This window comes from Bradyrhizobium sp. 138 (assembly GCF_023074075.1).
Lineage (GTDB): Bacteria > Pseudomonadota > Alphaproteobacteria > Rhizobiales > Xanthobacteraceae > Bradyrhizobium.
The window spans coordinates 337,881-359,409 of sequence record NZ_JADPKT010000094.1; the positions used below are offsets into that span (position 1 = coordinate 337,881).

Below are 21,529 nucleotides of genomic sequence, written 5' to 3' on the forward strand. Positions count from 1 at the left end.
CAGAGGGTCAAATACGCGAAAATCTCCCCATCCCGGACCTTGCCAACCGGGGCAAGAGCGGTTAGTCAGAGCGCTCTTTCGCACCCCTTCGGCGCTGTCCGGAGGCTGCCTGCGGGCCCAGCCCGCACTGTTCGCGAAAAACGCGCCCGTAGCTCAGCTGGATAGAGCATCAGACTACGAATCTGAGGGTCGGACGTTCGAATCGTTCCGGGCGCGCCATTCTTCGCCGAAAGGTCAGGACCAAGCAGCATCTGGTCGCCAGACGGGCCCGAGACCGGATGGCTACGCCGTGTGAGGAGCTGGATGAGGATATCGCAGGCGTTCAAGTTCGAGGCGGCGCATCGGCTGCCCAACGTGCCCGAGACCCACCGATGCCGCCGCCTGCATGGTCATTCCTACCGGGTCGAGGTCCAGCTCGACGGGCCGGTCGATCCACACACCGGCTTCGTCGCGGACTTCTTCGATATCGAAAAATGCTTCGCGGACATCATGGGCGCGCTGGACCACCAATGCCTGAACGAGGTCGCAGGCCTCGAGAACCCCACCGCTGAGAATATCGCGATCTGGATCTGGGACCGCTTGAAGCCGAGCCTTCCGCAGCTGTGGGCCGTCCGGGTCTATGAAACGGCGGACTGCTGGGCCGAGTACAACGGCCTCTAACGACGGCCTGCGGTCCCTCGACCCGCGCCGCCCGTAGCTCAGCTGGCTACCGCTCGACTACGAATCCGAAGGGCAGACGTTCGAAATCGCTCCAGGCGCGCCATTCACGCCGAAGCCCGCTGTCGCGTCATCCGTTGCGACCGTCCGTGCGGCGTTAGTCACGAGTTGGGCCTTACTAAAAGATCTTAGCGCTGCTGGTGAAGCGAGGCGGCTGACCGTGCACGGAGGGAGCCAAATCGGATTGCTTTTGGTATCATGTCATGATACATGCGCGTGATGATTAAAGCTTCCGAGGCACGTTCGCTGCGTCGATTTTCCAACAGCGGCGCGTTCCTAAGGGGTTTCCGACCGACGTTGCCAAAGTGGCCCGCCGGAAACTGGTGCAGCTGAACAACGCCACAATGCTTGGTGATCTCGTGGCTCCGCCGGGCAACCGACTGGAAGCTTTGCGAGGCGACCTGGCTGGCAAGCATTCGATCCGAATAAATGATCAGTGGCGGATCGTATTCCTGTGGAGCGATCAGGGACCGGAGGAGGTCGAGATCGTGGATTATCATTGAAAGGCATGCGGCTATGGCCAAGAAACTTCCCCCTGTTCATCCCGGAGAAGTCCTGCGCGAGGAATTCCTGCGTCCCCTGGACCTCTCGCCCTACGCAGTGGCGCGTGCTGTCGGCGTGCCGCGCACGCGAATTGAGCGGTTGGCCAATGAGCAAACCCCGGTGACCGCCGACACCGCCCTGCGGCTCGGCAGATACTTCGGCACCTCGGCCGCGTTCTGGATGAGCATCCAGACACAGTATGACCTTGAACGGGCCGAGGACGAGCTGGGTGCCACGCTGCGCAAGATCGCCCCGGTGCGCGAAGCTAAACCGGCGGCCTGATCGATGGTAAAGATCGCAGCCCATCGCAGATTGGTCCGTTGAAGCGCGTCATCGACCATAATGTCAGAGCGCCACGATGAAACTAAAGCGCCCATCTTCATTGGCTGCGGCGCGCCAGTTCGGTAGTAAGTACGTCCCATGCGCACCATCGCCCGCCTGCTCTCCGGCCTCGTCCTATTCCTTGCAATCGCAGCCGCCCCAGTGCCTCCCGCGCGCGCGGCTGAAACCTGCCCGTTCATCAGCGCCCAGGAGCTCGCGCGCGCGATGCCGGCGCTCAAATGGTCGCTGATTTCAAATCAGGACGGCCGCGGCTGCATCTACCAGGCCGGGCGCGGCGACACGATGATGCTGACCGTGTTCCGCAATTCCGACAAGGACCGCGCCAGGGAATTGTACACGACCTTCGTCAAGACGCTTGGCGAGCGCATGCCGCTCGACGCAGTGTCCGGGATCGGTGACGAAGGCCAGCGCGGGACGAGCGCCGCCGGTGCGGAGCGCCAAGAAGCCGCAATCGTCATTTTGTCCGGCGACTACATTCTGCAGATCACCGTCCATCCGATCGGCCGGCGTGCCGACGATGCGCTGCTCGGGCCGCTCACCGAAGCCGCGCGAATTGCCATCGCCAGCGTGAGCAGGAGCAGCGAACGGTTCGGTGATTGCGAGTGGCTCACGGCCGCGGATGCCGACGGCTTTCTCGACAAGAGCACGCTCACCGTCCAGCGGACCGGCGCGGGCAGCTGCATGATGTTCGATGGCGAGGCCAACACCATGATCGCCGCGGTGATCGCGACCTCGCGCGACACCGCCATCGGCATGATGAAACGATTAGGTCCCTGCAAGCATGTGGCGATACCCGAGCTCGGCAGTGAGGCGTTCGGCCAGCATTCCTGCACCAAGGGCAACGGCAACGCGGTCACCATCTATGTCTGGAAGAACGGCAGGCAGGCCTCGATCGTGTTCGCGCCCGTCAAGCCGCATCCGGAGTCCGGTTCAGTCGAGCGCCTGAAGGCGGTCGCCGGGCGGGTCTATGGAAAGCTTTGACGGCGTACGCTCAGCCGGAATTGGCCGTCACCGCCGCCCCTTCTCACTCCGGCAGTCCCGCCCTGCGAAGTCCTTCGCCGTATCGCCAGGCATCGTCCGGACGCCGATAGGGGCCGTAGATGGCCTCCAGATTCGACACGCGCTCATTCGGATTGATCTGCAGCAGCCGGGTCACGGTCTTCTGCGCCTGTTCGATCTGTCCGGCGAACGCATCTGCTGATGCGCCGATGCGGAGCGCCGGCAACAGTTTTGGCGTGCCGCGCAGGGCCGCGTTCGCCCAGGATGAGGCCTCCTCGTAGCGGCCGGCGAAGAAATGGGCGTGCGCCGTCGCGGCCTGCATCAGCGGCATCAAGGGATCCACCGGGCTGAGGCGCATCGCGTACATCAGGTGCGCAACGGCCGCCTCCGGCTCGCCCATCCAGCTCTTGATGAAGCCGGCGAAATAGGACGCCCACATCAGATTGGGATTGATCTCAAGCGCCTGCTCGATGCATGCGGCGCCGGTGTCGAGATCGCGGACGACATAGGCAAGCGCGCCGGCGCTGGTCGCCAGGGCGAGCGCGTCGTCGCGGCCGAGGCGAACGGCATTCCGCGCCAGGCGGTCGGTCTCGGCGATGTCGCGCGCAAGGTCGTCGGTCGGCCACCGGTTGGTCCTGTCCTTGACATAGCAATACGCGGCCATGCCGTAGGCGGACGCGAACTCCGGATCGCACTCGATCGCCTGCCTGAACAGCTGCAGGGCCTCGACATTGGCTTCGCGGATCGTGAAGCGATAGATCGCCGCCGTGCCGCGCAGATAATATTCGTAGGCCCCCAGGCTCTCGGTCGGCTTGCGCTTGGCGCGTTCGATCGCGGAGTGCTCGAGTTTCGGCACCAGCCGGCCCACCACCTGGCGCGCGATCTGGTCCTGCAGGTCGAAGACGTCGGCCAGCGCGCCGTCGAACCGGTCGGCCCACAGATGCGCGCCGGTCGAGGCGTCGATGAGCTGCGCGGTGATGCGGACGCGATCGACTGATCTGCGCACGCTACCCTCGAGCACGAAGCTGACGCCCAGTTCCCGGCCGATCTGCTTCACGTCGACGGAGCGGCCCTTGTAGGTGAAGCTGGAATTGCGCGCGATGACGAACAGTGAGCGGAAGCGCGACAGCGTCGTGATGATCTCTTCGACGACGCCGTCAGCGAAATATTCCTGCTCGGGGTCGCCGCTCATGTTCTGGAACGGCAGCACTGCGACCGCCGGTTGAGCCGGAAGCGAGAGCGCTTCGGTCGTGGCTGGAGAATCCGGCACCGCCGCAGCGATGGACGACGTGTCGAGGCTCAGGGGGCCAACAAACCGGTAGCCGTATTTCGGCAAGGTCGCGATCCAGCACTCGCCGCCCGGCTCATCGCCGAACACCCGGCGCAACGCTGCAATCTGGACCGGAAGATTGCTCTCCTCGACGATGAGGCCCGCCCAGGCGGATTTGATCAGCGCATCCTTGGAGACCGGATTCCCCGCCCGCTCCAGCAGCGCGCGCAGCACCGCGATCGCGCGCTGTCCAAGCGCGACGGGGGTCCCATTGCGGAACAGGATCGCGTCGTTCGCATCGAGTCGGAACGGACCGATGATGTAACTCGTAGCCATGGTGCGATGCTTAAGAACTTTTTCAGAACGGCACCATGACTTTCGGTAGAGCCGGGCGCAGAAATCAACGATCCCGATTGTCGGGCTAACCCCATCCTTGGCCGGATTCCGGCCGCAAAATCAAGCCTATGCGACGCGTTGTCCCAGCCCCGAGACGAGTCGCGCAAGCTCTCGGGCGCGCAATGGCTGCGCGCCCGAGGACGACAGAAGGAAGTGTGTGATGGCACTGGCACTCAACGACACCGCGCCGGATTTCGAGGCGCAGACGACCGAAGGCGAGATCCGGTTCCACGACTGGATCGGCGATTCCTGGGCGGTGCTGTTCTCTCACCCGAAGGATTTCACGCCGGTCTGCACCACCGAGCTCGGCACGATGGCCGGCCTGAAGAGCGAGTTCGACAAGCGCAACGCCAAGATCATCGGCATCTCGGTCGATCCGGTCGAGAATCACAACAAGTGGAAGGGCGACATCCACAAGGCGACCGGCCACGAGGTCAACTATCCGATGATCGGCGACCGCGATCTCAAGGTCGCCAAGCTGTTCGGCATGCTGCCGGCCTCGGCTGGCGATACGTCGGAGGGACGCACGCCGGCCGACAACCAGACCGTGCGTTCGGTCTTCGTCATCGGTCCCGACAAGAAGGTCAAGCTGGTGCTGACCTATCCGATGACGACCGGGCGGAACTTTCAGGAAATCCTGCGTGTCATCGATTCGCTCCAGCTCACCGCAAGGTTCCCGGTCGCGACGCCCGCCGACTGGATGCCCGGTGAGGACATCGTGATTGCCGGATCGGTCTCGAACGAGGATGCCGTCAGGCGGTTCGGCAGCTTCGATGCTGTCCTGCCCTATCTGCGCAAGGCCAAGCAGCCGCTGGCCTGACGCGTCCGCGCGACGGTCGGGATTCGGCAAGTTTCAATTCTAGAGCGCGGCCTCCGCGAAGAGGGCCGCAAATCAGGCGGGGCCATGCAGTACCGGTTTCAACGATCACGGCCGACGCTCAGGCGCGTTCTGCTCCTCAGCACGGCTTTCACCGGCGTCCTGGCGTTTGGCGTTTTGGGCCATTCCGACCGCGCCCTCGCATCGTGCGCCGTCTCGGCGTCACCGAACGTTGTCTCCTGCGACACGACGGTGACAACCGCCACGACGAACGCAAACGCTGCATCGACGACATCCAGTGATTACGATCAGGGGTTCACCACCGGCGGCGCCGTGACCGGCGCGGTCAATGCCGGCCAGACGGTCAGCGGACAGGGGCTTTCGATCACCACGGCCGAGCTCGATGCTCCGATCACGTTCACCAATAATGGCGCGGTGCTGGGGGCGGGCGAGGGGCTTCGCCTCAACTCCAACGGCGGAAGCATCACCTATTTGGGCAATGGCAGTGTCAGCGGCGCCACCGACGGTCTCGTCATCGTGGTCGCCGGCGCTGGCTCCATCGCGGTCGGCACGAGTGCCGCGCCCGTCGCGGCAAGCTTTTCCGGCAGCTCAGCACTGGTCGCTCAATCGGCCGCCGGCGCGACCGACGTCTTCCTGAATGGCGGCAGCCTGACGGCAACGGGCGCATCCGGGAGCGGCTTGTCTCTGATCAATGGCAGCGGAAACGTCTCCGCCACACTGACCGGCAACACGACGATCACCAACGCCAGCGGCGCCCCCAACGCCACTTCCGGTATCGGTGCGCAATCGAGTGGCGGTGATGTCAACGTCACGTCGAACGCCAATATCGGCAGCGCCGGTGCAGCGTTTGGAGCCGGCATCCAAATCATAGCAAGTGCTGGAAATGCTCATCTATCCCAAACCGGCGGGGCGATCTTCGCCGACACGACTGGGTTTCTTGCAGTGGGTGGTGGCGCGGTTTCAATCAATACGCACGCAGGCAGCTCGATTACCTTGGCCGGCGGAACTGGTGTCACGGCCCAAGCAATGACCGGCGCAGTCACCGTCACCACCGCCGGCACGATCAGCGGGGCGGATCAGGGCGTCGATGCGCGCATCTTCAACGGCGGCAATACCAACGATGTCACGGTCGCTGTGAACGGCAACGTCACCGCGAATGTCATCGGTGTCATGGCGGGAACAGGTGGCACCGGCAACGTGAATGTCTCGGTCGGCGCTGGCGCCACTGTGCGAGGTACGAGCTCCCACGGCGTGATCATTGGCGGTAACGGCGCCAATACGCTCACGAACAACGGCGCGATCATTGGCGATACTGGTCTCGCAACCGCAGGCGGCAGCACCACGGTGACGAATGCCGGCAGCATCACCGGCACTGGCGGCAGTGCGGTGAACCTCGGTGGCGCCAACAACCTCTTCGTCATGACCGGCCCGGCCGCGGCGCTCACGGGCCAGGCGATCGGCAGCGGTACGGACACGTTCCGCTTCGCCGGCACCGGCAGCAACAGCTTCGACGTCAGCCAGATCGGCGCTGGCTGGGCACTGCTCGACAAGACCGGATCCTCCGTCTGGACAGTCACGGGCACGTCGACCTATGCGGGGCCGGTCACGGTCAACGGCGGCACGCTGGCGGTGAACGGCGATCTTTCCTCGGCCGGCAGCCTGACGGTGAACGCCGGTGGCATGCTCGGCGGCAGCGGCATCGCCGGGGCCGTCGCCGTCAACGGCGGCACGCTGGCGCCGGGCAATTCGATCGGCACGCTGACGACGGCGAGCCTGACGATGACCGCGGCCTCGACCTATCTGGTGCAGGTGTCCGGTGCCACCTCCGACAAGACCGTCGTGACCGGCATCGCCGCCATCAATGGCAAGGTCGTGGTCGATCCGGTGACGCGGCTGTCGGCGACGACGACCTATACGATCATGACGGCGGGCACCGTGAGCGGCACCTTCTCCGGCGTGGAATTCCTCAGCGCGACCAGCTTTGCCCGCAATGCACGGCTGAGCTATGTCGGCAACGACGTGCTGCTGACGCTCGACCCCAGCCTGCTGTCGCCGTTGCTGCCGGGCAGCGCCAACATCAATCAGCGTAACGTCGCTGCGGGGATCGACAACGGCCTCTCGGGTGGCGGCGCTCTGCCGGCCGGCTTCAATGCGCTGTTCGCGCTGTCGGGTCAGCCTCTGCTCAATGCGCTCACGCAGGCCTCGGGCGAGACCGCGACCGGGGCGCAGCAGACCACGTTTAACGCGATGAACATGTTCATGGGCGTGCTGACCGATCCGTTCGTGGCCGGTCGCGGCGATCCGCGCTCGGCAGGTGACGCATCGGGTTACGCCGCTGAGGACGGCGGTGCGCTCGCCTATGCTGCCCGCAAGCGCACGGGTGCCGAGCGCGAGGCTTATGCCGCAATGTCTCGCAAGGCGCCGATGCAGGCGTTCGAGTCGCGCTGGAACGTGTGGGCCGCGGGTTTTGGCGGCTCGCAAACCACTGACGGCAATGCGGTGCTCGGCTCCAACACCGCGACCAGTCGCATCGCCGGCGCCGTGGCGGGCGCCGATTACTGGTTCTCGCCGAACACCGTAGCCGGCTTTGCGCTGGCCGGCGGCGGCACCAATTTCTCGGTGGCCAATGGCGGCACCGGCCGCTCCGATCTATTCCAGGCCGGCGCCTTCGTGCGGCACACGGCCGGCGCAGCCTATGTCACGGGCGCGCTGGCCTATGGCTGGCAGGATGTCACCACCGACCGCAACGTCACGATTGTGGGTGCCGATCATCTCCAGGCGCGCTTCAATGCCAACGCGTATTCCGGCCGGCTCGAAGGCGGCTACCGCCTGGTGGTGCCATGGATCGGTGGCGTTGGTCTCACGCCCTATGCCGCGGCGCAGGTCACCACGTTCGACCTGCCGGGCTATACGGAGCGGGCGATTACCGGCAATAACACCTTTGCTCTGAGCTATGCCGCGAAGAACGTCACCGACACCCGCAGCGAGCTCGGCCTTCGCACCGACAAGTCGTTCGCCATGGCCGACGGCATCGCCACGCTACGCGGCCGCGTCGCCTGGGCCCATGACTTCAATTCCGGCCGTTCGATCGCCGCGACCTTCCAGACGCTTCCCGGCTCCTCCTTCGTCGTCAACGGCGCGGCGCAAGCCGCTGATGCCGCTCTGGTCACGGCGTCGCTGGAGAAGACATGGCTGAACGGTTGGTCCGCCGCGGGTACATTCGAAGGCGAGTTCTCGAACGTGGCGCACAGCTACGCCGGCAAGGGCGTGGTGAAGTATCGGTGGTAATGCCAGGCTGAATATCAGGGTGGTGGCGCGCGACGGTGCGCCGCTGCCTTGGCAGGACCCGATCAACAAGCGGCTGCCGTCGGGCGCAGGCGCCGGTTGCGAGGAAGCCGGTCGCGCTGCGCGAGCTAATCCGGATACTTTCGAAGCTCGGGCTGCCATCTCGTCGCGACCACGCGGTCACCGATCGTGAACCGCATGAGGTCCTCTCCGGCCTCCAACGGTCCCTGATAGGTGCTTTGTGTTCTTGATAAGAGCTCACGCACCTCTGTTCCGAGCAGGACGATGTGCGAATAAGCGGCGAGCTTCGGCTTCACGCGCGAAAAAACCATGCCGGCTTCCTCGGGCGATGTGTGATGCGCCGCGACCGGCCTGAGCTGCGGCAGTTTTGCCAATTGCTCCGACATCGCGAAAACCTCGTGGATCAAGAGGTCCGTTCCTGTCGCATGCCTGATCAGGTTTTCGTCGAACTTCGTGTCGCCTGAGATCGTCACGGACCTTGCACCGTAGTCGATGCGATAGCCCACGGATGGCTTGATCAGGTCGCCGTGATCGACTGCAAACGCGGTGACCCTGACGCCGGCTTCGTCGAATACGACGCGGTCCCCGTGAAAGTCGTGGACCTCGATCTGGGTGGCTGCCGCTGGGATTTGTTCGTCCGCCTGACGGATGAGCACGTCATCGGAAAATGCCTCGGCAAGGCCCTTGGCAATCTTTGCAACGCCGCTCGGCGCAGTCGTCCCGTCCGACGGCCCCCATAGCCGCATCGCTTTGGCGCGGGATCCGAACGGTCCAAAGATGTACCCGGTCATCCAGAGATCGGGCAATCCCGCGACATGGTCTGAATGATAGTGAGTCAGAAAGACGGCATCGATGCCTTTGCCGGACGATAGGCCGAGTTGAAACAGGCGCACCGTGACGCCCCGCCCCGCGTCGAAAAGCAGATTGAGCCCGCCGACCTGGACCAACGTCGCCGGCCCGAACCGTGTGGGCGAAGGCATGGGCGCGCCCGTACCGAGCAGCGTCACGACGATGTCCTTGGATATCGGAGGCTTGTCTTCAGCCCTCGCCGTGTCGCAGTCCGGAGAGAGCACCGCCAACAATGCCGCGATACCCGCCAGAATACATCGCCGCGTCGTCGTCCCGTCATTTCCCGCCATCGTGCCAATTCCTTCTTGATCGCAACGTCGCGTGGGACCGGCGCAAAGGCTGGGCGCGCATCGGGCCATGCATTTTGCAGGCTAGCAAACAGCCACCTTCAGCCGGCGCGCTTGTATATTTCAGCCAACCGGGGACAAAATATTATCCCAGTCGCCGACAAACTGGCCTGGACCGGTGCCGACCAACGCGTGGCATTCGCGGATGAAATGCGCCTGATCGAAATATCCGGCTTCGTGGATGATACCGGTCCATGGTCTCGTCGGCTCGTTGCGATGGGCCATCAAGGCTGCGTCAAACCGGACCGTACGTGCATAGAGCTTGGGAGAGAGACCCACCTGGGTGGTGAACCGCCGCTGGAAATGGCGCGCGCTCAAGCCCGATTGTTTCGCAAGCTGGTCGATACGGACACGACCGCGCGATCCCAGCAGTACACGGGAGGTGAAGTCGATCCCATCCGGGGCTGGGCTGCCATCCTGCATCATGCCGAAGCAGCGTTCGGCAGCGACGACGCGCGATGAAAAGTCCGCGGCCGAACGTACGGCGTCGCTAAGCTGCATCCCCCGCTTGCCGAGAACGTCGCTGGCCGGGACCCCTTCATTGACGAGGGCGGTCATGTCGATGCCGACGAGACGGTTGAGCGCAGCCGGCTGCAGCAGAATATTGAAGATATGGATCTCGCCCGACATAAACAGCTGGATGCGGCGCGACCCTTGCGGGCCGACCACGACCGTTTCGGGGGCCGCTTGCAGGCGCCCTCCATCGATTCGAAGATGGAACGGATCGCCCAGATAAATGTCGATGATCTGGTGGGGTCGCGCCGCCAGCGGCCACGTCAGCCCTTCGGGACCGAATGTCCCGCGGCGTTCCTCGAACGAGCGAATGATGCCGCGAAGCGCGGGATGAGGCATCCTTCGTGTGACGTCCATCGAAGGCCTCCCGTTTGGCGTCACCACAAGCGTCGCGCCTGGCCATCTGCATGTTACCACAAAGCTGGCGATAGCGGGTCAGTTCGACGCCATCGGCCACCATCGTCCGGACGGCGTCGACACCTCGAGCTGCTCAACTAGACCGTCAGCTCGCAAGCCCGCCGGATCGCGATCTGAACCGACGAAGGTGGCAACGCCGGATCAAACTCGCTTTTCGGCTGCAGCGGAGGCTGTGCCATGAAGCGCGGCCGCTTTCCGCGGTGGGGTTGCGCGGCATGAACGAGGAACGGGTGGCACAGATAGACGCTGCCTGCCGCGCCGGTCGCCAGTTCGATCTCGCAATCCTTCGTCGAGGCCCAGTCCTCGGCAGCGAGCTGCCGGAGCGTAGTGCCGGCATCGCCATACGGCAGCAACTCTCGTGCGATGGTGGCATGCGAGCCTTTCCGGATCCGCGTGGGCGCATCATCGGCGCCGACATCGGAGAACAGGAAGAGCATCAGGAGCGCACGCCCGGTGCTTTTCACATTGGCGCGCCATTCCATGAAATCCGGATTGGCAGTGCCAAAGCTCATGTCCACATGCCAGCCGTCATCACCAGGCGATTCCGCTGACGGGAAGCGGATCGGAAAGGTGCCGAGGCCCGTGGGCGCAAGCCAGCGCCCTTCGCCGACGAGTTGATCGTAGGCCTTGTGCAGGCGCGGCGCGCTCGCGGCTTCAATGAAAGCGGGCGAAGCCTTGAAGCCCACCCGGACAACGGGTCGAGTCCAGGTCTCGCGTTCGTCTGGCGAAAGGCCAATATCCGCCCACAGCTCATCCCTGCATTGCTTTGCAAGCTGGATGCTGAAGGCGTTCTCGATCTTGACGAAACCGTCGTCGATGAAGTTCTGGACCTGACGAGGCGTCAGGCCAGCCTGTTCGGTCTGGGGCATTGCACATTCTCCGTGCGGCTATCGCATCCAGCGCAGCCGGTTTGATCTGTTTGGCGCGGATGCGCCGCGACGACGTCAGCCGTTCAGATCAGCGGGAAGAATGTGGACATGAATATCATGGTGGGACCGTATAGCGCGGCGGAGCCGGGAATCAAGGCGCGCTGGACGGTTTTGAGAGTCATGCGAGGTTTGGTCGCAAAGCTCAGACACTCACCGCAGCCCCTGCTCGTCGATCAGAATGCGATGGATTTCGATGCGCTGCGGCAGCTCGATCAGGAACTCCGCGTCGCGCGCGAGATGATGCACCTTGGTCGGTTCGCCCTTGGTGAAGGCCGTCATGGCGGCGATATCAGCCCAATAGGAGATCGTGGTGAACCACGTTTCTTCATCGCGGTCCTCCCGCAATTGCTGCACGCCGAGCGCGGTCTTCAATAGCGGCGGAATGCCCTCGGTCTGCAGATAGGCCTGGTAGGCGTCGGCGAGATCGCAGCGGGTACGGCCGCGCCAGATGCGGGCGATGGTCGGTTTGGTCGGCATGGCGGAGCTCCTACGAGGCGAACGCCGTGCCTCGCCTTCCCGTTCCATGCGTCCGCGTGTCACTGCTGGTGACAGAACCTGTGCCGACCGCCGCGCGATTCCAGATCATTGATCTGTAGCAATGAAGATCTCGACCATAGATGCTAGAGCGATTCGCAAGTCGCGACTCTGGCGCCCAGCCAGACGCGAGAATTGCAGCGCGTGCTGGAACCCGAGGACTCAATGGGACGACTCCTGAATATCGTGACGCCACTGCATACGGCGACCAAGCGCGACTACATGGGCCGCATGAACGACGACAAGATCGGCTGCTCGCTGAAGGCGCGGGAATACGAGGCCGATTATTGGGATGGCGACCGCCGTTTCGGCTATGGCGGCTACCGCTTCATCGAGGGGCGCTGGGCGCCGGTCGCCAAGGCGCTGATCGAGACCTATGGTCTGAAGGACGGCTCCAGCGTGCTCGACGTCGGCTGCGGCAAGGGCTTTCTGCTCTACGAGATGCAGAAGATCCTGCCGGGCCTGAAGGTCGTCGGCTTCGACACCTCCAAGCACGGTCTCGAAAATGCACACGAGCAGGTGAAGCCATACCTCTTCAACTATCGCGCCCAGGACATCTATCCCTATGGCGACGACAGTTTCGACCTCGTCATCTCGCTCGGTACTTTGCACAATCTCCGGCTCTACGAGCTCGAGGCGGCGCTCAAGGAGATCGAGCGGGTCGGCAAGAACAAATATGTCATGGTCGAGGGCTACCGGACCGTCGCTGAATTGCACAATCTCGAATGCTGGGCGCTGACGGCGGAATCCATTCTGCACACGTCGGAATGGATCTGGCTGTACGGCAAGCTCGGCTACACCGGCGATTACGAATTCATCTATTTCGAGTGATCGGGCGCTCCATGGACATCAAGACTGCCAAGGCGGCTATTCTCGTCGAATCGGGCAAGCCGCTGATCGTCGACGAGTTCACCCTGCCGGATAGGCTCGAGCACGGCCAGGTGCTGGCGCACCTGCACACGTCGAGCATCTGCGGCGCGCAGATCAACGAGATCGACGCGGTCAAAGGCGTCGACAAGTTCCTGCCGCACCTGTTGGGGCACGAAGCGCTGGCAACGATCGTCGACACCGGACCCGGTGTCGACTCCTGCAAGCCGGGCGAGACCGTCGTCATGCATTGGCGGCCGGGCAAGGGCATCCAGTCCAACACGCCGGTCTATTCCTGGCGCGGCAAGCGCCTCAATGCCGGCTGGGTCACCACCTTCAACGATTATGCCGTGGTGTCCGAGAATCGCGTCACGCCGGTTCCGGCCTCGATCGACCGCACCAGTGCGCCGCTGCTCGGCTGCGCGGTGACGACCGCGCTCGGTGTCGTCAACAACGATGCGCAGATCGCCATCGGCGAAGCGGTCGTCGTGTTCGGCGTCGGTGGCGTCGGATTGAACATCGTGCAATTTGCCGCGATGGTCGGCGCCTATCCCGTCATTGCGATCGACCGCCTCGACAACAAGCTCGAAATGGCGAGGCAGTTCGGCGCCACCCACATCATCAACTCCGAAGCGGTCAAGGATGTCGCCGCCGAGGTTCGGTCCATCACGGGCACTGAGGGACCCGACAAGGTGGTCGAGACCACCGGCGTCAAGAATCTGATCGAGCTCGCCTACGAGATCACGGCGAAGAAGGGCCGCTGCATCCTCGTCGGTGTTCCCCGCGAGAAGGCCGAGATCTACACGCTGCCGCTTCACTTCGAGAAGGTGCTGAAGGGTTCGGAAGGCGGGCAATGCCAGCCGGCGCGCGATATCCCGCGCCTGGTTCGGTTGAGCGATGCCGGCAAGGTGAGCTACCGCGGCATCGTGACCCACGAATTCGCGCTCGATGACGTCAACGCCGCCCTCGATCTGATGCGCAGCGGCACATCGGGGCGAATCCTCCTGAACATCAGCTGAGCGCTACGCTCGCCGCGCACGCGCGGCAGCATGCCGACGCTGGCGCTCCAGCAGGCAAAGCTTCGATCGCTGGCGCAAGCTGGTCAAGGACGCGAACATCGAGGTGCAATAGGTCAGTAATCGATCTCCGCCTTGGTCTTCAGTCCGGGCAACACGGTGCGGACGTGCTCGGCCAGCGTCGTCGCCAGCAGCGAGGGCCTCGCCTCCGAGAATTCGAGCGCGATGCCGATGGTCGGAAGCAGGGGCAGTCCGGCCGAGACGACGTGAAGATCGAACGGAACGGCGGTTCGTGTCAGGACGCTGATCGCATGACCGGACCGCGCGATCGCGATCAGGCCGGCGAGACTGTTGCTTGCGTAGGCGACCCTGTAGCGCCGATTGACCGCGTCCATCGCGGCGCAGGCGGCGCGGTAGTCCAGGCTCATCGGCGCCGCCAGCGCCAGCGGCAGCACATCCTGCGTCAGTATTTTCGGTTCGGCCTCGTACGCGACCCAGACGAAGCGCTCCTCGCGGATCACCTCGCGCGCTCCGGCATCGGACAGAGAGACCAGCGCCACGTCGATCTGGCGCCGCACCAGCATCGGGCGCAGCTCGGAGGTCGGTGCGCAGACCATGCGCAGCTCGACATTGGGATGCAGCGCGCAGAACCCCTTCAGCAGCGCCGGCAGAAAAGCGATCGAATAGTCCTCCGGGCAGCCGAGGCTCAGTGTCCCCTTGAGGCTCGCGCCGCTCATGTCGGCGAGAATCTCGTCGTGCTGCGCCAGCAGCGTCTCGGCGTGGGCGAGCAGTTTCTCGCCGGCCGCGGTCAGCCTCATGCCGGATCCGCTGCGGTGAAACAGCGGCTGCGTGATCGTCGCTTCCAGCCGTTGCATCTGCATGCTGAGCGCGGACTGTGTCCGGCCAATCTGCAAGGCCGCCAGGCTGATCGAGCCGGTGCGGGCCACGACGACGAAATTCCTCAGAAGGGTGAGATCCAGCATTGGCATCAGGAAGATTGATATCCAGATTGAATTATATCAATTAGCCTGAAGTCAAATTCTTGACTAGAGGTCAGACGTCCCAAGCGCAGGTAGCTGTCATGACCTTGAATGCCGATCCCGATTTCTGGGCGTCCGCCAACACGCATCTGACCCGCTATGGGCCGAGTTTCGAACCCGTCATCATCGAGCGTGCGGCCGGCAGCTTCGTCTACGACGCCGACGGACGCGCCATCCTCGACTTCACCTCGGGTCAGATGAGCGCAGTGCTGGGGCACACGCATCCCGACATCGTCGCCACGGTCGCACGGCAAATGGGTGCGGTCGCTCATCTCTTCAGCGGCATGCTCTCGCGTCCGGTGGTGACGCTGGCCGAGCGTCTCGCTGCGCTTGCGCCCGGTCTCGACCGCGTGCAGCTGCTGACGACAGGCGCGGAGGCCAATGAAGCGGCGATCCGGATGGCCAAGCTCGTCACCGGCAGGCACGAAATCGTCGCCTTCGCGCAAAGCTGGCACGGCATGACCGGCGCGGCGGCGTCGGCGACCTACAGCGCGGGCCGGCGCGGTTATGGGCCGGCCGCGGTCGGATCGTTCGTCATTCCCGCGCCGAACGCCTATCGGCCGCGCTTCAGGAGCGTCGACGGCAGCAACGACTGGCAGACCGAGCTGGACGATGCGTTCGCACTGATCGACAGCCAGTCGACCGGTAATCTGGCGGCCTTCATCGCCGAGCCGATCCTCTCCAGCGGCGGCATTCTGGAACTGCCGCTCGGCTATCTCGCGGCCTTGAAGCAAAAATGCGAGCAGCGCGGCATGCTGCTGATCCTCGACGAAGCTCAGACCGGAATCGGCCGCACCGGGCACATGTTTGCCTTCGAGCATGACGGCGTGGTGCCTGATATTCTCACGCTGTCGAAGACGCTCGGCGCCGGTCTGCCGCTCGCCGCGGTCATGACGACAAAGGCCATCGAGCAGACCGCGTTCGAGCGCGGCTTCCTGTTCTACACCACGCATGTCTCCGATCCCTTGCCCGCCGCGATCGGCGTCACGGTGCTCGACGTGGTCGCGCGCGACGGGTTAGTGGCGCAGGCAACCGCCAGGGGCAACAGGCTCCGGGATGGATTGCTGTCGCTGCAGCAAAAGTTCGAATGCGTCGGTGACGTCAGGGGCCGCGGGCTTCTGCTCGGTCTCGAAATCGTCGTCGACCGGCAGTCTAAGACGCCGGGGTTTGAACTCGGCGCGCGGATCATGGAGGAGACCATGCGTCGCGGTCTCAGCATGAACATCGTCAAGTTGCCCAGCATGGGCGGCGTATTCCGCATCGCGCCGCCGCTCACAGTGTCCGAGGCCGAAATCGATCACGGTCTCGAGATCATGTCGGAGGCGATCCAGGCTGCTGCGACGACGCACTGATCGGCGGAAAGCCTGACCGGATGCAACTCGCCAGGACATATGGGCGTCCGACGCTTTTCTCGCGGCACGGCATGGTCGCCGCCGCGCATCCGCTCGCGGCACAGGCCGGTGCACGAATCCTGATGCAGGGCGGCAATGCGTTCGATGCGGCCGTCGCCACGGCGGCCGCCCTCAACGTGGTCGAGCCGTTCATGTCGGGGCTTGCCGGGTTTGGACTGGCCACGATCTGGGTGGCGATAGAGCAGCGTATTCGCGTGCTCGACTTCGCTCCGCCGATGCCCGCAAGCTTCCCGGTCGGCAGATACACCAGCAGATTCGAGCTCGAGCGCGGTCCGCAGGCGGCCTCGACGCCCGGCAATCTCGCGGGCTGGTGCGAGCTGCTCTCGCGCTATGGACGCAAATCGCTTGCAGACGTCTTTGCGCCGGCGATCACGCTGGCGCGCGACGGCTTTGCGCTCTCGGACTTCGGTGTTGACGAGATCAACGAGCAGGTGCCGCTGCTCGAACCCTGGCCGGAGCTGCACGCCGCACTGGTCAGGAACTATCTCCGGGATGGAATGCCGGTGCAGCTCGGCAGCATCGTCGCGCAGCCTGATCTCGCGCAGACTCTGGCCGAGATCTCCGCATTGGGGCCCGAGTATCTGTATGGCGGCAAGCTCGGCCGGCGGATCGTGGACTATCTCGCCACGCTCGGCGGCAGCCTGACGCTGGACGATGTCATCGCCGCCAAGCCGCATTGGTTCGATCCCCTGACCGTGTCCTATCGGGGGCTCGAGCTTCACGTCCCGGCGCAGCAATGCGGCGGTTTCCAATTCGCCCTGACCCTCAAGATCCTCGAAGGCTTTGACCTCGGGCGTCTGCCGAAGGACGGCGCCGATCATCTCGATACGGTCTATCGCGCGATCCGTCTCGCCGCCGGCGAGCGCATCGCCCATGGCCATCTGGGACCGGATCAAGCCGCTGGGGGAATGTCCGACGCGACGATCGCGCGGCTTCGCCAGCGTGTGAGCGACGGCCGGCCGATCACGGGCCCGACAGAGCAATGGATGCCGCAGGATCGTGCCGATCCCGGCCACACCACCTCGTTCTCGATCGCCGACGCCGAAGGCAATCTGGTTTGCATTACGCAAAGTCTCGGCAGCCCGTTCGGCAGCGGCGTCGTGGTGCCGGGAACCGGCGTTTGCCTCAACAATCATCTGCATTGGGCCGACGTGCAGCCGGGAAGCCCGAACCTTGCCAAGCCGGGCGACGCGTTGCCGGTGACGATGGCACCGTCGATTGCGACGCGCGGCAGCCGTCCGGTGCTCGCGCTGGGGACGCCCGGGAGCTACGGCATCCCGCAAACCCAGGCCCAGGCTTATGTGCAGCACATCGAGTTCGGCCTTCCGCTGCAGCAGGCGATCGAGGCGCCGCGTTCACGGCTGTGGGACGGCCGCTTCATTCAGGCAGAGAACCGCATCGCGCCGGAGACCATCGCCGAACTGAAGCGCCGCGGCCACGAGATCGCGATTTTGGACACCGGATGGACCATGCTCTGCGGAGGCATGCAGGCCGTCGCGCTCGATCCGGTAACCGGCGTGATGACGGGTGCCGCCGATCCGAGGCGGGACGGGTATGTCATCGGCTTGTGAGCGGTCGCACATCGAGGCGAGCGCAGGCGGGCGCCGCCGATGCGCGCCGCGCCTGAATGCAACTAAGCCGACGGATGCAAGAGCCGGTTGATCTCGATGGTCAAATACAGCGCGTGGCTGGCTGCGTCTCGTTAACGAATCTATCACCGCCCAAGGCCAGCCCGGCCGTAACCGCCGGTTAACCATGCATATTTACGGTGTCGAAAGCCTCTGAACTGTGACTGTCAGTTGATTTCGAGTCGAGCCCATGGCGTTCGGTAGCCGCCCATCTCCGCGAAGCATCGTCCCGACGGAGCCAGCGGCTTCGTGGGAAGCGCCGCGGGCTGCGCGGACCAAACCTGGCGATGCGCCGGCGCTGATCAAGGGATCGCTGACCGTCTCCGGAGCGCTCTCTTTCCTGCGCGGGAACGGCCGGCGCATTCTGACGCTGGCGCTGGCGCTGTTTGCCCTCGGCGTCGTCGTTCTCATGGTTCTGCCGGTCCGGTATGCCGCGACGGCCCTGGTCGTGCTCGATCCCCGCGAGCTGCGTATCACCACGGAGCAAGATGTTTTGCCGGGCATCGGCCAGGACGCTGCGGCGCTTCAGAGCCAGATCGAGATCGCCAAATCGGACGGCTTTCTCCGCCCCCTGATCGAGCAGCTCAAGATCGCCGACGACGAGGATATCGCGGGCGGTCATACCGACATGACGCGCCTGCTCGAAAAATTCCGGAGCCGCCTCGAGATCACGCGCCGCGGGCTCACCTACGTCATTGCGGTTTCCTTCACCTCGAACCGCCCCGAGCGGGCCGCTTACTATGCCAACGCCATCGCCGAGGCATTTGTGGCGAGCCAAGGCCGCGTCCGCACCGAGGCCACCGACGAGGCCGCCGACTGGCTCAAGGACCGGCTGAAGGCATTGAACGAGCGCCTGCGCGCCTCGGAAGACGCAGTCGCCGCCTTCAGGCTCGAGCACAAGATCCTCAATGCCGGCAAGGATTCGACCACCCAGCAATTGCGGGTGACCGATCTCAATCAGCAGGTCTCCGCCGCACGTCTGCGCACCGAGGAAGCCAAGGCGCGCTACGAGCAGGTGCAGCGCGATCTCAAGGCCAATGTCGAAGGACCCGTGAAGCAGGATCTTCTGAGCATGCTGCGGGCGCAGCGCTCGACCCTGAATGACCAGATCGCGCAGAAGAAGGCGGTGTACGGCGAGCGCCATCCGGACCTTGCGATCTCCTACAGCCAGCTGGCCGATATCAACCGGCAGATCGACGTCGAGCGGAAGAAGAACATCGACACCGCCAAGTCTGAATATGAAGCCCAGCTGGAGCAGCAGAACGCGCTGGAGAAGCAGCTCAGGGCGGTCGAGATGCAGATGCTGGTCGACGGACAGGCGCTGGTGAAGCTGCAGGAGTTGCAACGCGACGCCGACGCCAACCGGAACATCTACGAGCAGTTCCTGTCGCGGTTCAAGACCACCAACGAGCAGCGCCAGCTGCAGGCGTCCCAGACCAAGATCGCTTCGCCCGCGATTCCGCCGCTGCGTTCGACGCGGCCGCCGTTCGCTTTGCTGCTGGCGGCGCTGGCGATCGGCTCGCTGCTGACGTCGACTGCTGCCGTTGCGGTGATGACGAGCCTGTCCGACCAGTCTGGGCCCACTGAAGCTGCCGTGCATGCCGCGGCGGGGGAGACGCAAGGCCGGCAAGTTCAGGCTCACGTCCAAATTCCGGCGGCTGCCGTGGGCCGGCCCGAGGCGATGCCGCGGCTTCCTGTCTGGGCCCGCATCCCCGATCTGGCGTCTGGGACCAACACCACCACCAACAACACCGTCTGGCAAAGGTCGGTTGCGGCCCCGCCCGAGCTCGATCTCGCTGCCTATCTGCGGCCGCTGCTGGAGCGGATCGATCGCGTGCCGGTGCGCGGCTGCAAGGTCGCCCTCGTGTTGTCGGTCGGGAAGAGCGCCGGCGGCAACACCGTCGCGCGCTCGCTCAATCGCGCCGCCGTGACGCGCGGCATGATGAGCGTATTGATCCGGCTGCAGGGGGAATTCGCAGGTCACCAGCCTCCGGTGACCGAATGGAATGACGGCTCGACCACCGCGGGACTTCAGTCGATCGACGAACTCCTGAGCGCCGGCCGCAGGGCCGATGCGAGGCCGGAGGACGATATTCGCTCAGAATTCGATCTGATCATCGTCCACGCCGGCAATCTCGCCTTGCAGCCCGACGCCATCGCGCTGGCGGCGCACGCCGATCTCATCGTGCTGGTGGCGCGCGCCGGCGAGCTCGGTTCGGCGGCGATGCGCCGGGTGACCGCGGCGCTGTCACGGTACGACACCGTGCCGACGGGGCTCGTCGTCAATTACACGCCTCTTGGCTCGCAAGCGCCGCACCCTGAAGGCGGCGCATTGGGCCTTGCGGTTTGACGATGACAGGCTCGCGCCGTCGTCTGCTGACTGCTGCGATGCTGCTGTCGATCTCGTCAGGCCCGCCGGTCTTCGCCAATGATTGTGTGCCTGTGCCGCAGACGGTTGCACCGGAGCGGCTTGCCGCGCTGGCCCGCGGCTTCAATGCCGACGGCTGGATCAACGGCGCGCCGCCAGGCCGCGAATTGCTGCAGCAATTGCGCAAGGCGGGAATGAGCCATGTCCGCCTGCCGGTGCCGGCCGAGCGCGTGATGCCTCGTTTCTCTGCGAAGGCCGAGCGCGACGAGACGCTGGGTGTGCTCGACCAGGCGCTGAAGCAGCTCATCGCGCTCGGCTATTCCATTTCCGTCGATCTTCATCCCGGCGAGCGCTTCAATCGCCTGCACAAGGAGGATCCGGACGCGGCGCTGGGGCAGATGCAGGAGGCCTGGAGCGTTCTTGCAGAGGTCATCCGGCCCTATCCTGCGAATCGCATCTTCGCCGAGCTGCTCAACGAGCCCGATGTCGACGCCGACAAATGGCAGACCGAGGTCGAGACGCTCGCCGCCTTCGTGCGCGGATTGCTTCCCAAGACAACCCTCGTCATAGGTCCGGTCAATTGGCAGCGTGCGGACTCGTTGCCGCGGTTCCGGCCGCTGTCGGATCCCGATGTCGTCTATGCCATCCACTTCTACGATCCCATGGTGTTCACCCATCAGGCCCATTGGGATGCGCAGGATCCGCTGCACGACATCATCGATCTGCCTTATCCGATCGACGCCGGCGATCCCAAAGTTCGGGCGCTGCGCCAGGATTTGCAGGATCGGGCCGCGACCAAGGCACTCGGCATGCTCGACATCGCGATTGCCGCCGCCAGGGACAGGCCGGGCGCCGACCGCTGGCTCGCGCCCGCGCTTCAATGGCAGCAGCAGTTTGCGCGGCCGATCATCATCAACGAATTCGGCGTGTTGAAAGCCGGTGCGCCCAGGCAGAGCCGGCTGCGCTGGCTGGCGGAAGTCACCGCTTATGCCCGCGACCATTGCTGGGGCTGGACGCATTGGGAGCTGGCGCAGGGCTTTGGCCTCGTCGACCGCAGCACCGGCAAGCCCGATTCCGACGTGATGCGGGCGCTGCTCAGCGGCGCGACCCGGCCCGGCCGGCGCTGAGGTTCCAGCGTTCCGCTATCGTTAACGAATCCTTACCCATCGCCCCGCTATCGTGATCGCCGCGCGATGCC

General features: G+C 64.5%; 18 protein-coding genes and 1 tRNA gene. 13 read left to right on the forward strand and 6 right to left on the reverse strand.

Annotated elements, in window-relative coordinates:
- Positions 1 to 142 precede the first annotated feature (142 nt).
- The 5 genes from IVA79_RS33870 to IVA79_RS33890 all read left to right on the forward strand — a co-directional run bounded on the left by IVA79_RS33870 (position 143) and on the right by IVA79_RS33890 (position 2,583).
- A tRNA-Arg gene (locus IVA79_RS33870) sits at positions 143 to 219 on the forward strand.
- Positions 220 to 303: 84 nt separating this feature from the next.
- The gene (gene queD, locus IVA79_RS33875) at positions 304 to 660 is read left to right on the forward strand and encodes a 6-carboxytetrahydropterin synthase QueD (protein ID WP_247561438.1); all 357 of its coding nucleotides are present in this window, start codon (positions 304 to 306) and stop codon (positions 658 to 660) included.
- A 311-nt stretch (positions 661 to 971) separates the two neighbouring features.
- Positions 972 to 1,220 (forward strand): type II toxin-antitoxin system RelE/ParE family toxin, encoded by a 249-nt coding sequence (locus IVA79_RS33880; protein ID WP_247561537.1) that lies wholly within the window; start codon positions 972 to 974, stop codon positions 1,218 to 1,220.
- Positions 1,221 to 1,233: 13 nt separating this feature from the next.
- Positions 1,234 to 1,542 (forward strand): HigA family addiction module antitoxin, encoded by a 309-nt coding sequence (locus IVA79_RS33885; protein ID WP_247561439.1) that lies wholly within the window; start codon positions 1,234 to 1,236, stop codon positions 1,540 to 1,542.
- Between the two features lie 138 nt (positions 1,543 to 1,680).
- Positions 1,681 to 2,583: a hypothetical protein gene (locus IVA79_RS33890; RefSeq protein ID WP_247561440.1), complete on the forward strand. Its 903-nt coding sequence runs from the start codon at positions 1,681 to 1,683 to the stop codon at positions 2,581 to 2,583.
- Positions 2,584 to 2,626: 43 nt separating this feature from the next.
- Here the strand turns inward: IVA79_RS33890 and IVA79_RS33895 are convergent, their stop codons facing one another.
- Entirely contained in the window at positions 2,627 to 4,207 is a 1,581-nt protein-coding gene (locus IVA79_RS33895) for a winged helix-turn-helix domain-containing tetratricopeptide repeat protein (RefSeq protein ID WP_247561441.1), read from the reverse strand.
- 220 nt (positions 4,208 to 4,427) lie between these two features.
- Between IVA79_RS33895 and IVA79_RS33900 the strand changes: the two genes are divergently transcribed.
- Both IVA79_RS33900 and IVA79_RS37085 read left to right on the forward strand, forming a co-directional pair.
- The gene (locus IVA79_RS33900) at positions 4,428 to 5,087 is read left to right on the forward strand and encodes a peroxiredoxin (protein ID WP_247561442.1); all 660 of its coding nucleotides are present in this window, start codon (positions 4,428 to 4,430) and stop codon (positions 5,085 to 5,087) included.
- Positions 5,088 to 5,336: 249 nt separating this feature from the next.
- Positions 5,337 to 8,393 carry an autotransporter domain-containing protein gene (locus IVA79_RS37085; protein ID WP_247561443.1) on the forward strand — a complete coding sequence of 1,019 codons (3,057 nt, stop codon included), beginning with the start codon at positions 5,337 to 5,339 and terminating at the stop codon, positions 8,391 to 8,393.
- Between the two features lie 125 nt (positions 8,394 to 8,518).
- On the opposite strand, the gene IVA79_RS33910 is transcribed toward IVA79_RS37085, so the two are convergent.
- From IVA79_RS33910 to IVA79_RS33925, 4 genes are all read right to left on the reverse strand, one after another.
- Positions 8,519 to 9,550, reverse strand: coding sequence for an MBL fold metallo-hydrolase (locus IVA79_RS33910; RefSeq protein ID WP_247561450.1), 1,032 nt, complete (start codon positions 9,548 to 9,550; stop codon positions 8,519 to 8,521).
- Between the two features lie 120 nt (positions 9,551 to 9,670).
- Positions 9,671 to 10,477 carry a helix-turn-helix transcriptional regulator gene (locus tag IVA79_RS33915; protein WP_247561451.1) on the reverse strand — a complete coding sequence of 269 codons (807 nt, stop codon included), beginning with the start codon at positions 10,475 to 10,477 and terminating at the stop codon, positions 9,671 to 9,673.
- A 137-nt stretch (positions 10,478 to 10,614) separates the two neighbouring features.
- Positions 10,615 to 11,406, reverse strand: coding sequence for a phytanoyl-CoA dioxygenase family protein (locus tag IVA79_RS33920; protein ID WP_247561453.1), 792 nt, complete (start codon positions 11,404 to 11,406; stop codon positions 10,615 to 10,617).
- A 210-nt stretch (positions 11,407 to 11,616) separates the two neighbouring features.
- A complete protein-coding gene (locus IVA79_RS33925; protein ID WP_247561455.1) occupies positions 11,617 to 11,943 on the reverse strand; it encodes a hypothetical protein in 327 nt (108 codons plus the stop codon).
- Positions 11,944 to 12,165: 222 nt separating this feature from the next.
- On the opposite strand from IVA79_RS33925, the gene IVA79_RS33930 reads away from it, so the two are divergent.
- Together IVA79_RS33930 and IVA79_RS33935 are read left to right on the forward strand one after the other, a co-directional pair.
- Positions 12,166 to 12,831 carry a class I SAM-dependent methyltransferase gene (locus IVA79_RS33930; protein ID WP_247561457.1) on the forward strand — a complete coding sequence of 222 codons (666 nt, stop codon included), beginning with the start codon at positions 12,166 to 12,168 and terminating at the stop codon, positions 12,829 to 12,831.
- An 11-nt stretch (positions 12,832 to 12,842) separates the two neighbouring features.
- The gene (locus IVA79_RS33935) at positions 12,843 to 13,886 is read left to right on the forward strand and encodes a zinc-binding dehydrogenase (protein ID WP_247561459.1); all 1,044 of its coding nucleotides are present in this window, start codon (positions 12,843 to 12,845) and stop codon (positions 13,884 to 13,886) included.
- 113 nt (positions 13,887 to 13,999) lie between these two features.
- On the opposite strand, the gene IVA79_RS33940 is transcribed toward IVA79_RS33935, so the two are convergent.
- On the reverse strand, positions 14,000 to 14,866 hold the full coding sequence (locus IVA79_RS33940) for a LysR family transcriptional regulator (protein ID WP_247561538.1): 867 nt from the start codon (positions 14,864 to 14,866) through the stop codon (positions 14,000 to 14,002).
- A gap of 98 nt (positions 14,867 to 14,964) precedes the next feature.
- Between IVA79_RS33940 and IVA79_RS33945 the strand changes: the two genes are divergently transcribed.
- The 4 genes from IVA79_RS33945 to IVA79_RS33960 all read left to right on the forward strand — a co-directional run bounded on the left by IVA79_RS33945 (position 14,965) and on the right by IVA79_RS33960 (position 21,458).
- A complete protein-coding gene (locus IVA79_RS33945) occupies positions 14,965 to 16,275 on the forward strand; it encodes an aspartate aminotransferase family protein (protein WP_247561461.1) in 1,311 nt (436 codons plus the stop codon).
- Positions 16,276 to 16,295: 20 nt separating this feature from the next.
- Positions 16,296 to 17,906 (forward strand): gamma-glutamyltransferase, encoded by a 1,611-nt coding sequence (locus IVA79_RS33950; RefSeq protein ID WP_247561463.1) that lies wholly within the window; start codon positions 16,296 to 16,298, stop codon positions 17,904 to 17,906.
- A gap of 247 nt (positions 17,907 to 18,153) precedes the next feature.
- Positions 18,154 to 20,313, forward strand: a complete 2,160-nt coding sequence (locus tag IVA79_RS33955) for a GumC family protein (RefSeq protein WP_247561465.1) — start codon at positions 18,154 to 18,156, stop codon at positions 20,311 to 20,313.
- Between the two features lie 2 nt (positions 20,314 to 20,315).
- On the forward strand, positions 20,316 to 21,458 hold the full coding sequence (locus IVA79_RS33960) for a cellulase family glycosylhydrolase (protein WP_247561467.1): 1,143 nt from the start codon (positions 20,316 to 20,318) through the stop codon (positions 21,456 to 21,458).
- The last annotated feature ends 71 nt before the right edge of the window (positions 21,459 to 21,529 follow it).